Genomic DNA, 12,272 nt, shown 5'->3' with positions numbered 1-12,272 from the left:
AGGTGGCTTGCGGACACGATTGCGCCGTGACAACCGTACGCAACGCATCGGGGCTTTACCCAAACATTGCGCGTCAACACGCCCGGTCAGGAACGGACGAGGCGGGCGATCGCGGCCGACGCCTCGGCCAGTTTCTCGTCGGCCTCCCCGCCACCCTCGGACACTGCGCGGGTGACGCAATGGTTGAGGTGCTCGTCGAGCAGATTGAGCGCCACCGACCGCATCGCGCTGTTGACGGCGCTGATCTGGGTGAGCACGTCGATGCAGTACTTGTCCTCTTCGATCATCCGCGCGATGCCGCGCACCTGACCCTCGATGCGACGCAGCCGCTTGGCGTAGTTGTCCTTCTGCTGCGCGTATCCGTGTGCTGCCGTCATCTCATCTCCCAAGCGCCATGCCATACCCCAACGGGGTATTACCACTGGATGATAAACGATTTTGGCGGGATCGCGCCGCACCGCATACTTGCTGCATGGTCCGATCCCCTGACGCACCCGACATCAAACCCCGCAGCCGCGACGTCACCGACGGCCTGGAAAAGGCTGCGGCCCGCGGAATGCTCCGCGCAGTAGGGATGGGGGACGAGGATTTCGCCAAGGCGCAAATCGGGGTCGCCTCCTCCTGGAACGAGATCACCCCGTGCAACCTCTCGCTGGACCGGTTGGCGAAGGCGGTCAAGGAGGGCGTGTTCGCCGCCGGCGGCTATCCGCTCGAGTTCGGGACGATCTCGGTCTCCGACGGCATCTCGATGGGGCACGAGGGGATGCATTTTTCCCTGGTGTCGCGCGAGGTGATCGCGGACAGCGTCGAAACCGTGATGCAGGCCGAGCGGCTGGACGGCTCGGTGCTGCTGGCCGGCTGCGACAAATCGCTGCCCGGCATGTTGATGGCCGCCGCTCGCCTGGATCTGGCCGCGGTGTTCCTCTACGCAGGATCGATCCTGCCGGGGGTGGCCAAGCTGTCCGACGGCAGTGAACGCGAAGTCACCATCATCGACGCCTTCGAGGCGGTGGGGGCGTGCGCTCGCGGCCTGATGCCTCGGGAGGATGTCGACGCCATTGAGCGGGCCATCTGCCCCGGCGAGGGTGCGTGTGGCGGTATGTACACCGCCAACACCATGGCCAGTGCCGCCGAAGCCCTGGGCATGTCGTTGCCGGGCAGCGCCGCTCCGCCGGCCACCGACCGGCGCCGCGACGGGTTCGCCCGCCGCAGTGGTCAGGCCGTCATCGAACTACTGCGCCAGGGCATCACCGCCCGCGACATCCTGACCAGGGAGGCGTTCGAGAACGCCATCGCGGTGGTGATGGCATTCGGCGGCTCGACCAACGCGGTGCTGCACCTGCTGGCTATCGCCCGCGAAGCCGAGGTCGAACTGTCCCTCGACGACTTCACCCGGATCGGGAAGCGGGTGCCCCACCTGGCCGACGTCAAGCCGTTCGGGCGGCACGTCATGTCGCACGTCGACCACATCGGCGGGGTGCCGGTGGTGATGAAAGCCCTGCTGGATGCCGGGCTGCTGAACGGTGACTGCCTGACCGTGACCGGCAAGACCATGGCGCAGAACCTGGCCGACATCGCCCCGCCGGACCCGGACGGCAAGGTGTTGCGGGCGCTGGACAATCCGATCCATTCCACCGGCGGTATCACCATCCTGCACGGATCGCTGGCTCCCGAGGGTGCGGTGGTCAAGACCGCCGGGTTCGACTCCGACGTGTTCGAAGGCACCGCGCGGGTTTTCGACGGCGAGCGGGCGGCCCTGGACGCGCTCGAAGACGGCACCATCACCCACGGTGACGCGGTGGTGATCCGCTACGAAGGGCCCAAGGGCGGCCCCGGGATGCGCGAGATGCTCGCCATCACCGGCGCCATCAAGGGCGCCGGGCTCGGCAAAGACGTGCTGCTACTCACCGACGGTCGGTTCTCCGGCGGAACGACGGGCCTGTGTGTGGGTCATGTCGCGCCGGAAGCCGTCGACGCGGGCCCGATCGCCTTCCTGCGCGACGGCGACACGATCCGTCTCGACGTGGCCAACCAGACCCTCGACGTGCTGGTCGATCCGGACGACTTCGTGGCACGCCAAGCGGGATTCACTCCCCCGCCGCCGCGCTACAAGACCGGTGTGCTGGCGAAGTACGTCAAGTTGGTGGGCTCGGCCGCCAACGGCGCTGTCTGCGGTTAGCGCACCAGAGGGCCGCGCTCAGCGCACCAGAGCCATCGCGAACCCGTCCCACCCTTTGCCGCAGACCGTTTGCAGCACCGCGGTGTCCAGTCGTGGGTGCTCGCCCATGAGCTGCAGCGTCCCGCGGGTGGCGGCGACTCGCACATCGTCGGCCTCGGTCAGCACCTTGCCGCCGCGGATGACGTTGTCCACCACGATGGCCGTGCCGGGACGGCCCAGCCGGATGGCCCACTCCAGGTAGGCGGCGTTGTTCTCTTTGTCGGCGTCGATGAAAACGAGATCGAACGGGCCTCCGGTCACGGTCGGCAAGGTGTCCAGTGCGGCGCCCACCACCACCTCGACGCGGTCCCCCACTCCGGCCCGGTCCAGGTTCGCCCGGGCGAGTTCGGCGCGGCGCGGGTCGAACTCCAGCGTCACCACCCGCCCCTGCGGACCAGCCCCGCGCGCGAGCCAGATGGTGCTGTAGCCGCCCAGCGTGCCGAGTTCGAGGATGCGACGCGCTTGCATGGCCGCGGCGAGCAGGCACAGGAACTTGCCCTGCTGCGCCGACACGGCGATCCTCGGCAAGCCGGCCGCGTCACTGGCTGCGACTGCCGCGGACAAAGCCGGATCGGGGCCGATCAGTGTGCTGTCCAAGAAGGCGTCGACGGCTTGCGGGTTGGCTTCTGCGGGCATAACCAACGCTAACTCGTGACCCGACCGGCGCCGGGAAACACCCGACCCGACTATTTACCCATACCCCCAATGGGTATAGACTAGCCGTGACACCAACCGCCGACGAAGATGAAGGTGATACGAATGGCAACTCACGAAGCTGGAACCCTCCTGACCTGTGGCCACGACGAATGTGGCTGTCGCGTGCGCATCGAGGTCCCGTGCTGCTGCGGCGGCGGCGAGCCCTACCGCTGCACCTGCGGAGACGATCTGGTCCCCGTCCAGTAGATCGATACGTCTCGCACGCCGGTCGTGCGTCCGGACGCTCCGTTCAGCGCCCGAACGTACGGCCGGCCAACTCCACCTCGGCCGCCAGCGCCAGGGCCACTGCCGAAGCGCCGACGGCCACCGTGTGCAGCCCCGGGCTGACGTGCCAGGCGCCGTCGGCGTAGCGCGCCAGCAGGCGCGGATCCGCCTCGATACTCACGCGGCGAGACTGCCCGGGTTCGAGGTCGACCCGCCCGAATCCCAACAGCCGCAGCCGCGCCTCACCCGGCGCGCCGGCGAGATACACCTGCGGAACATCACTTCCACGGCGGTCACCGGTATTGACGACGGTCACCGCCACCCGCACGGTCTCGCCACCGCTCACCTTGAGGTCGCGGTACTCGAAGCTGGTGTATGACAGGCCGTGTCCGAACGCGAACAACGGAGCCTGCCCGGTTCGGGCGAACCAGCGGTACCCGACGTCGGCACCCTCCGAATAGTCGATCGTCGTCGGCGATCCCAGGTGCGGGCGCGGCGTCTGACCGAGATCGGCCGGAAAGCTGATCGGCAGCCGGCCCGACGGATTGACTTGTCCGGTAAGGATTTCGGCGATCGCCCGGCCGCCCTGCTGTCCGGGATACCACGCCTGCACGATCGCGTTCACCGACTCACGCCAGGGCATCGCCACCGGGTTTCCGGTCTGCAACACGACCACCGTATTCGGGTTGGCCGCGGCGACCGCGGTGATCAACCCGTCCTGTCCCCACGGCAGGGACAGATCTGCGGCGTCGAAACCCTCGCCCTCGGCCCGGATCGCGCAGACGATCACGACATCGGCCCGGCGTGCCACCGGCACCGCCTCGGCCGGGCTGACGCCCGGGTCGAATTCGATGTGCGCCTCCGGCAACAGCTTCCGCAGCTCCTCGAGCGGGCTCGACGGCTGTAGGTACAGATTGCGCATCCCCGCTTCCAGACCTGAGCCGCCGATCGGGATCACGTCGGCATAGCCGCCCGGGGGGACCACGGTGCTCGAGCCGAAGCCGGCCGGGACGCCGCGGTGCGCGTACCCGCCGATGACCGCGATGCGCCCGCCCCGCCCGGTCGGCAGGGGCAGCGCGCCGCCGTTCTGCAGCAGCACGATTCCCTGCCTGGCAATCTCGAGGGCAATGTCGTTGTGCGCGTTCAGGTCCGGCTCCGGCGCCGGCCCCCACTGGTCGATCCCGACGGCGAACATCGACCGCAGGATCCGCCGGACCATGTCCGACAATCGCTGCCTGGGAAGGCGGCCGTCGGCGTAGGCGGCCCGCAAGGGGTCGCCGAAGGTCTCGGACTGCCACAGCAGGGCGTCGATCTGGGCGCCGCATTCCTGGTCCAGGCCGGCCAGCGCGCACTCCCAGCTCGGCGTGCCGCCCCAGTCCGACATCACCCAGCCGGGAAATCCCCACGCGCCTTTGAGCACGTCGTTGAGCAGAACGGCATTGGCGGCGGCGTAGTCGCCGTTGACTTTGTTGTAGGCGGCCATCACCGCGCCGGGCCGGCCACGTTCGATCGCAAGCTCGAAGGCCAGCAGGTCGGACTCGCGGTGCGCGTCGGGGTCGATGACGGCGTCCAGCCAATGGCGGTTGGTTTCGTTGCAGTTCAGCGAGAAATGCTTGGTGGTGCAGATGACACCGTGCTGCTGAATTCCGATCACCTGTTCGGCAGCCATGGTGGCGCTCAGCAGCGGGTCTTCGGAGAAGTATTCGAAGTTGCGGCCGTTGCGCGGATCGCGGGCCAGATTCATCGCGCCCGCCAGCTGCACGTTGAACCCGCGGCTACGTGCCTCCGCGCCGATCACCGAGCCGGCGGCCCGGGCCAGCTGCGGATTGAACCCGGCTGCCAGTGCCAGCCCCGCCGGCAGCGCCGTCGCGGTATCGCCCGGCCGGAAACCGGGGTTGGTCACCCCGAGTCCGGCGTCGCTCATCCGCAGCGCCGGGACTCCCAGTCGCGCCACCCCCGGCACGTAGGCCGCGCTCATCGGGACGTCCAGCGGGATCCGCTCGTCGCGCACCGGCCACATGTCTCCGACACCCATCACCCCGACCAGCAGCGCGAATCGCTCGTCGTCGGTCAGCGCGGCCTCGACCTCGCGCGCCCGCGCGTCCGGGTCAGGGCTCAGAACCGTCACCACACACCCTCTTTCGCGTACACGACACGGAGCACATGTCCGACCTCGGGCCCCATCACCAGCGCCGTCAGCGTGCACATCGTCGACACGAAGTCGGGTCCGTGTGGCGGCGGCACCCGGCACAGGTGATGCGCCACCTCATGCAGTATGACCAGTTCACGCATCGCCCAGTCCGCGGTGGCGCGGTCAGGCACGGCGATGGTGCCCAACCCGTCCCGGTTCTCGTAGTGCGCCGCCGCGGCGGCGCGCCGCGACCGCACCCGCAGCGCCGGCACGTCTGGCCACTCGCGGCGCACCGCCGGCAGCGCCAGCACGTCGTCGACGTAGCGCTGCACCGAGGCCATCGAAGCGAACCGTCCCTCCGGAGGCAACGTCAGCTGGGTGCCGAAGAAGTCGACGCCGGGTGAGCCGCGCTCGGCGGCACGGTCGAACATGATCCGCACGAATTCCTCAGCGGCGTAGACCTTGGCGCGCTGAGAATCGCGGGTCAACGGCCCAGCGCGGTCCGTGCTCCGGGCAACTCGGGACTGCTTCCCAGCCGTGCCCGCCGGCCGGCCCGGTCACCCGCGCGTCGCGCCGCGGAGGAGTACCCGGCGGAAGCCCGGTTGGCCCGCCAGGTGCCGCGCGCCTTCGAAGCCTCGCGATAGTGGTCGCGCAGCTCGACTTCCTTGTCTCGCAGGGCGATAGCAGTCCCGGGGGCGCGGCGACGGTCGTTGGTCACCTCTTGCCGGGCCTGTTCACGGGCTTCGGCGAGGCGCTGACCGACCCGCGCCCCGAACGCGAGCTGGAAATTGAGGCGGGCGGTGATGGTGGGCGTCGGCCGGTGCTCACCCGTGGCGAGGTAGGCGTCGGAGGCCCGGACCATCTGCACCACCAGGCTGGCGTATAGGGCGTGCGTCGCGTCGATGTCCTCGGCGAACCCGTAGGCGTACACGAACGTCGAGTTCGACGCGATGTCGCAGCGCACGTCGTTGGCCGCCCCGATCAGCACGAAAAGCTGCACATAAGTGCGTAGCCCACGGGTACCCGCTGCTCCGATGGTGATGGTGCGCTGCGTGGGGGCCTGTGCCGCCGAGCGGTTGGCAGAGTGCGAGCGCGCCACCGCCAGATCGATGGAGGACGCCGTGGCCAACCGCTGCGCGGCGGTCATGAAGGCCTCGGCCTCATGCGGATTGTCGGTGCCTTCGGCCTGACGCAGCAGTGCCGCGATTCGCGACAGCATCTTGTCGTCGGTCATGCGGCCAAACTAGCGCAGCGCCATAACAATCGCGGTCGGCAATTCACAGCCGCAAATTGAGCCAGGAGACGACGTCGTCGAGGACCTGCTTCTGCTCGGGCTCGTTGAACACTTCGTGAAAGAGCCCGGCGTACTCCTTGAGTTCGACATCGGCCGAACCCACACAATCCACCAGCCGGCGGCTGCCCTCGATCGGCACCAGCGAGTCACCGGTGCCGTGCACCACCAGCAGCGGGGCCGTCATTGCCGGCGCGCGCTGCGGCATCGTCTCGCCGACCTGCAGCAGCGCCCGGCCCAGCCCGGCCGGCACCTTGCCGTGGTACACCAACGGGTCGGTGTTGTAGGCGTTGACCACCTCGGGGTCACGCGATATCGCGTTGAAATCCAGCGCTTCCACCGGCAGGCCCGGCGTCACGACGCCCAGTACCTTCGCGGCCAGCGCCACCACCCGCGGCACCATGTCCTGCGCGGCGACGGCCGGCGCGGAGAGCACCATCAGGTCGTAGTTGTCCGGACGCTCCACCCCGTAGGCGAACACGATGGCGCCGCCCATGCTGTGTCCGAGCACGACGCGGGTCAGGCCGGGGTGCTCCCGGGTCGCGAGACCCACCAGGGTGTCGAAGTCCCCGGTGAATTCCGAGACGTCGCGCACCATCACCCGCTTGCCACCCGAGCGCCCGTGCCCCCGGTGATCCAGCGCGTAGGTGACAAGACCGGCCTGGCCCAGCCGCTGCGTCACGTGGTCGTAGCGGCGGGCGTGCTCGCCGAAACCGTGGGCGAGAATGACCACCGCGCGGGGCGGGACGTCCGGGGTCCACACGTCGTAGACGATGGGGACGCCACCAACGCCGTCGAAGGTTCGTTCAGTGCGGGTGGTAGTCATCAACGGCAGCTTACGTCCTGCATGGCCACTCCTTGCGGCGTGTTGTCACACCGTCTGCGTAGTCTCGAACGGGTGAGTGTGCTCACCGAGAATTCCGCCTCCAACGCCGGCGGAGATTTTTCCGCCCACGCCGAGCCGTATCGGCGCGAACTGCTCGCCCACTGCTACCGGATGACCGGGTCGCTGCACGACGCGGAAGACCTGGTGCAGGAGACGCTGCTGCGGGCGTGGAAATCGTACGACCGTTTCGAGGGCAAGTCCTCGGTCCGCACCTGGCTGCACCGGATCGCCACCAACACCTGTCTCACTGCTCTGGAAGGCCGTGGGCGGCGGCCGTTGCCGACCGGCCTGGGCAATGCCCGCTCGGATCCGACGGCCGAACTCGTCGAGCGCGCCGAAGTCCCCTGGCTGGAGCCGCTGCCCGACGCGCAGGATCCCGCCGACCCGGCGGTGATCGCCGAGTCCAAGGAGTCGGTGCGGTTGGCGTTCATCGCCGCGCTGCAGCACCTGTCGCCGCGCCAGCGGGCGGTGTTGCTGCTGCGCGATGTGTTGCAGTGGAAGGCCGCCGAGGTCGCCGAGGCGATCGGCACCACCACCGTCGCCGTCAACAGCCTGCTGCAGCGCGCCCGGGCCCAGCTGGAAACCGTGGCGCCCAGCGCCGACGACCGGCTGGCCGCGCCGGACTCCGCCGAGACGCAGGATCTGCTGGCCCGCTATATAGCCGCGTTCGAGACCTACGACATCGACCGTTTGGTGGATCTGTTCACCGCAGAGGCGATTTGGGAGATGCCGCCCTATACCGGCTGGTACCAGGGCGCGCCGGACATCATCGCGTTGATCCACACGCAGTGCCCGGCCGAGCATCCCGGCGACATGCGAATGGTGCCGATCATGGCCAACGGCCAGCCCGGCGCGGCCATGTACATGCGTGCCGGTGACCGGCACGTGCCCTTCCAGTTGCACGTACTCGACGTGCGGCCGCACGGCGTCTCACATGTCGTCGCGTTCCTCGACGGTTCGCTGTTCGCCAAATTCGGCCTGCCGGAGTCCTTGTGACCGCCCTGCCCGCCGTCACGCCGGTGCCCGGCCGGCCGTCGATTCTGTTGGGCGCCTTCGACATCGCCGGTGTCGGCTACGGCGCGCGGGAGTTCTTCATCGCGGGTACGGCCAAGTCGTACACCCCGGAGCAGCCGCTGGGCCCGGACGGCCAGTGGCGCGTAACCGACTCGCACAGGGCCGAGTACACCACGCGGGTGGTGGCGCTGACGCCCAGCGACCCGGCTGATTTCAACGGCGCGGTGCTCGTCGAGTGGCTCAATGTCAGCGGCGGCATCGACGCCCCGGCCGTGTGGATGATGGCCCATCGCGAGGTGATCCGGGCGGGCTATGCCTACGTCATGGTGTCGGCTCAGAAAGTCGGCGTGGACGGTGGCGTGAGCCTGCTCGGTCTGGACATGTCGCTGAAGAGTCAGCACCCCAAGCGCTACGGCCCCCTCAACCATCCCGGTGACGCGTTCTCCTACGACATGTTCTCGCAAGTCGGCAACCTGGTCCGCGATACCGGTGGGATCCTGGGCGAGCTGGACCCCGAACACGTTGTCGCCGTGGGTGAATCGCAGTCGGCGATGTTTCTCACCAGCTACATCAACGCGGTGGACCCGCTCGCGCGGGCCTACGACGGGTTCCTGGTGCACTCCCGGTTCGGGCCGGCCGCACCCCTGGGTGAGGGCTCGATCTTCGACGAACTGCAATCCAGCAGCTCCCAGGCGGTCAAGTTCCGTCAAGACCTGCGTGTCCCACTGATGACGATCATCACCGAGACCGACCTCTTCGGCGCCGGACGGCAGGGTTACCACGGCGCCCGACAACCCGACAACGACCTGCTGCGGGTGTGGGAGATCGCCGGTGCCGCACACGCCGACAACTACACGATCCAGGTGGCGCCCATCGATTCCGGGTCGGCGTCGATCGAGGACCTCGCGGCGGCCTACCGGCCCACCGACAACCTGATGGGCACCCAACTCGACCACTTCATCAACTTCGGCCCGCAGCACCACTACGTGGTGCAGGCGTCGCTGGCGGCGCTGACCGCTTGGATCCGCACCGGAACCCCGCCTCCGAAAGGCCCTCCGCTGAAGGTCGAAGCGGGCTCGCACCCGGCGCCGGTGCTGGATGCCCACGGCATCGCCGAGGGCGGTTTACGCACCCCGTGGGTGGACGTCCCGGTCGCCCGCACCTCCGGCATCGCCGCCGAAGACAGCCGCATGTCGTCGATCTTCGGCTCCGGCGAGCCCTTCGACGAGTCGACCCTGCGGCGCCTGTACCCGGACGGCGCAGACGATTACCTGCGCAGGTTCACCGCGGCACTGGACACGGCGATCTCATCCGGGTTCATTCTCACGGCCGACCGCGAGGAGATCCTTCAGCTGGCCGCTGCGACCTACCCGCTCGTCTAGAACTACCTGCGCAGATGGCGCTGTGTCGTCGAAATCGGTGGTCAAGCAGCCGAATTGGTCGTGTTGCCGCTGCTCGGCCGGGATGGCTGGCGGCTTGACGGCGTGCCGTGCATGCCCAACGGGTGCTCACCATGAGTCCGTGGCAGCCGTTAGGGTGGGAGCATGCCTGCCAGCGTGGATTTCCGGCCGGCGGCCGATCGCGGCGTCACGACGACACCCTGGTTGCAGTCCCGGCACTCCTTCTCCTTCGGAGACCATTATCAGCCGGACAACACACATTTCGGCCTGCTGCTGGTGAACAACGACGACATCGTCTCGCCACGAACGGGTTTCGACACCCACCCACACCGGGACATGGAGATCCTCACCTGGGTGCTGGAAGGTGAACTGACCCATCAGGATTCCGCCGGAAACAACGGGACCATCTACCCCGGTCTGGCCCAACGCATGTCAGCGGGCAGCGGAATCCTGCATTCGGAGAAGAACGACTCGCCCACCCAGCCAGTGCATTTCGTGCAGATGTGGGTGATTCCCGACGAGACGGCCATCACACCTAGCTATCAGCAGGTCGAGATCGGCAATCGCCTGGACAACGTCGGCTTGGTCACTGTCGCGTCGGGCATTCCGGGCCGTGACGCCGCCCTGACTCTGCACAACCGCGCCGCGGCGCTGCATGTCGCACGACTACGCGCCGGGGACTCCGTCGACCTCCCGCCCGCGCCCTACCTGCACGTATTCGCGGCGCGTGGCCGCCTCGCCGTCGAGGAGGAAGGTGAGCTGGGCGAAGGAGACGCGGCCCGGCTCACCGGCGGGGACGGCAGACGGCTCACCGCCCAACAGCCTGCCGAAGTGCTGGTCTGGGAGATGCACGCGAAGCTGGGCGGCTGACCGACGGATTAGAGTGGGCTCGACAGACAGGAGCCTCATGTCTCAGAAACATGCCAAGCACGCGGCGCCCAAACCGAACCGGAACACCAGGCAACTTCGCAAGGTGCGGTTCTGGGCGGCGCCGATCCTGATCACCCTCGCCCTGATGTCGGCGCTGTCCGCACTGTACCTGGGCGGAATCTTGAATCCGACCACCAACCTGCGGCATTTTCCGATCGCCGTGGTCAACCAGGATGCCGGGCCCTACGGCAAGCAGATCAGCGACGGCGTGGTGGCCGGCCTGGACAAGGAGAAGTTCGACGTCCGGGTGGTCTCTGCGGCCGAAGCCAAGCAACTGCTGGACCGGGCGCAGGTCTACGGCGAAATGGTGATACCGCCGGGCTTCTCGTCGAAGCTCCGCGACCTCGGGGAGAGTGCGCTCACCGCCAACCGCGCGGAACGGCCCACCATCACCATCTCCACCAACCCGCGGGCAGGCACACTGGGCTCCAGCATCGCCGGCCAAACGCTGAACCAGGCCGCGTCGGTGGCGAACAGCAAAGTGGGCGAAAGACTTTCGGCTGATGTGGCGGCGCAGACCGGCGGTGCCCCGTTGGCCGGCGCCTCGGTGCTGTCGCTCACCAGCCCGATCGACATCAAGTCGACCGTGTACAACCCGCTGCCCAACGGCACCGGAAATGGGTTGTCGGCCTTCTACTATGCGCTACTACTGTTGCTCGCCGGATTCACCGGCAGCATCGTGGTGAGCACCCTGGTCGACTCGATGCTGGGTTATGTGCCCGCCGAATTCGGCCCGGTCTATCGCTTCGCCGAGCAGGTCAACATCTCTCGGTTCCGCACACTCTTGGTCAAGTGGGGTCTGATGGTGATCCTGGCGCTGGCGACCTCCGGTGTCTATATGGCGATCGCGCACGGGCTCGGAATGCCCATCACCATGGGATGGCAACTGTGGCTCTACGGGGTGTTCGCGATCAGTGCGGTAGGGATCACTTCGAGTTCGCTGATCGCGGTGCTGGGTTCGATGGGCCTGCTGTTCAGCATGCTCGTCTTCGTCATCCTCGGGTTGCCGTCGGCCGGTGCTACGGTGCCGCTGGAGGCGGTGCCGCCGTTCTTCCGCTGGCTGGCCGAATTCGAGCCCATGCACCAGGTATTCCTCGGAGTCCGGTCGCTGCTCTATCTCAATGGACACGCGGACGCCGGACTGCGCCAGGCGTTGACGATGACCGCCATCGGTCTGGTGATCGGATTGTTGGTGGGCGGCATCATCACCCGGCTGTACGACCGCAAAGGTTTCCACCGGGTCCCCGGTGCGATCGAGCATGCCATCGCCGCCGAGCACCAGGCACATCACCAACGCGAGATGGCGCGGGAACCCGCCGGTGAAGCGACCGAGATCCCCGACGCCGACGCCGACGCCGAGCCGGCGACCAACGCCGAGCCGCCGACCGACGCCGGGCCGGCCCAGCCAGTCTCTGAAACTTCAAGCGGCAAAACGTAATTCGAACGCGGCCGGGCCGTCATCGGCCTGTTACTAAAGTTGA

11 protein-coding genes and 1 pseudogene are annotated in these 12,272 nt (G+C 67.9%); 6 read left to right on the top strand and 6 right to left on the bottom strand.

Annotated features, from left to right (window positions below):
- Positions 1–86 precede the first annotated feature (86 nt).
- Positions 87–377, bottom strand: a complete 291-nt coding sequence (ricR, locus tag JX552_RS02350) for a copper-sensing transcriptional repressor RicR (RefSeq protein ID WP_205875912.1) — start codon at positions 375–377, stop codon at positions 87–89.
- A gap of 95 nt (positions 378–472) precedes the next feature.
- Here ricR and ilvD point away from each other — a divergent pair, with 95 nt between their 5' ends.
- Positions 473–2,179 (top strand): dihydroxy-acid dehydratase, encoded by a 1,707-nt coding sequence (gene ilvD, locus JX552_RS02345; protein ID WP_205875911.1) that lies wholly within the window; start codon positions 473–475, stop codon positions 2,177–2,179.
- Positions 2,180–2,197: 18 nt separating this feature from the next.
- Here the strand turns inward: ilvD and JX552_RS02340 are convergent, their stop codons facing one another.
- The gene (locus JX552_RS02340; protein ID WP_205875910.1) at positions 2,198–2,854 is read right to left on the bottom strand and encodes an O-methyltransferase; all 657 of its coding nucleotides are present in this window, start codon (positions 2,852–2,854) and stop codon (positions 2,198–2,200) included.
- Between the two features lie 108 nt (positions 2,855–2,962).
- Here JX552_RS02340 and mymT point away from each other — a divergent pair, with 108 nt between their 5' ends.
- Positions 2,963–3,121 carry a copper-binding metallothionein MymT gene (gene mymT, locus JX552_RS31680; RefSeq protein ID WP_241010856.1) on the top strand — a complete coding sequence of 53 codons (159 nt, stop codon included), beginning with the start codon at positions 2,963–2,965 and terminating at the stop codon, positions 3,119–3,121.
- 43 nt (positions 3,122–3,164) lie between these two features.
- Here the strand turns inward: mymT and JX552_RS02335 are convergent, their stop codons facing one another.
- From JX552_RS02335 to JX552_RS02320, 4 genes are read right to left on the bottom strand one after another with little or no spacing between them, the layout of a single operon-like run.
- Entirely contained in the window at positions 3,165–5,267 is a 2,103-nt protein-coding gene (locus JX552_RS02335) for a beta-glucosidase (RefSeq protein WP_241010855.1), read from the bottom strand.
- Complete coding sequence (locus JX552_RS02330; protein WP_205875909.1) at positions 5,264–5,758, bottom strand: TIGR04338 family metallohydrolase; 495 nt, start codon at positions 5,756–5,758, stop codon at positions 5,264–5,266. Before JX552_RS02330 ends, JX552_RS02335 begins: the two co-directional genes overlap by 4 nt.
- Complete coding sequence (locus JX552_RS02325) at positions 5,755–6,504, bottom strand: DUF2786 domain-containing protein (RefSeq protein WP_205875908.1); 750 nt, start codon at positions 6,502–6,504, stop codon at positions 5,755–5,757. The genes JX552_RS02330 and JX552_RS02325 overlap by 4 nt, the downstream gene beginning before the upstream one ends.
- A 43-nt stretch (positions 6,505–6,547) precedes the next feature.
- Positions 6,548–7,387 carry an alpha/beta hydrolase gene (locus JX552_RS02320; protein WP_205875907.1) on the bottom strand — a complete coding sequence of 280 codons (840 nt, stop codon included), beginning with the start codon at positions 7,385–7,387 and terminating at the stop codon, positions 6,548–6,550.
- On the opposite strand from JX552_RS02320, the pseudogene JX552_RS02315 reads away from it, so the two are divergent.
- The 4 genes and pseudogenes from JX552_RS02315 to JX552_RS02300 all read left to right on the top strand — a co-directional run bounded on the left by JX552_RS02315 (position 7,335) and on the right by JX552_RS02300 (position 12,229).
- Positions 7,335–8,443, top strand: a pseudogene (locus JX552_RS02315) (sigma-70 family RNA polymerase sigma factor). The gene JX552_RS02320 and the pseudogene JX552_RS02315 overlap by 53 nt on opposite strands.
- A complete protein-coding gene (locus JX552_RS02310; RefSeq protein WP_205875905.1) occupies positions 8,440–9,843 on the top strand; it encodes an alpha/beta hydrolase domain-containing protein in 1,404 nt (467 codons plus the stop codon). Before JX552_RS02315 ends, JX552_RS02310 begins: the two are co-directional and overlap by 4 nt.
- A 162-nt stretch (positions 9,844–10,005) precedes the next feature.
- Positions 10,006–10,731, top strand: a complete 726-nt coding sequence (locus JX552_RS02305; protein WP_205875904.1) for a pirin family protein — start codon at positions 10,006–10,008, stop codon at positions 10,729–10,731.
- Positions 10,732–10,768: 37 nt separating this feature from the next.
- Positions 10,769–12,229 (top strand): YhgE/Pip domain-containing protein, encoded by a 1,461-nt coding sequence (locus JX552_RS02300; protein ID WP_205875903.1) that lies wholly within the window; start codon positions 10,769–10,771, stop codon positions 12,227–12,229.
- Positions 12,230–12,272: the final 43 nt, after the last annotated feature.

Origin of the sequence: Mycobacterium gordonae (assembly GCF_017086405.1) — a bacterium.
Lineage (GTDB): Bacteria > Actinomycetota > Actinomycetes > Mycobacteriales > Mycobacteriaceae > Mycobacterium > Mycobacterium gordonae_D.
Note: the sequence above shows the minus strand (reverse complement) of the source record. Positions and strands in the feature narration are given on the sequence as shown.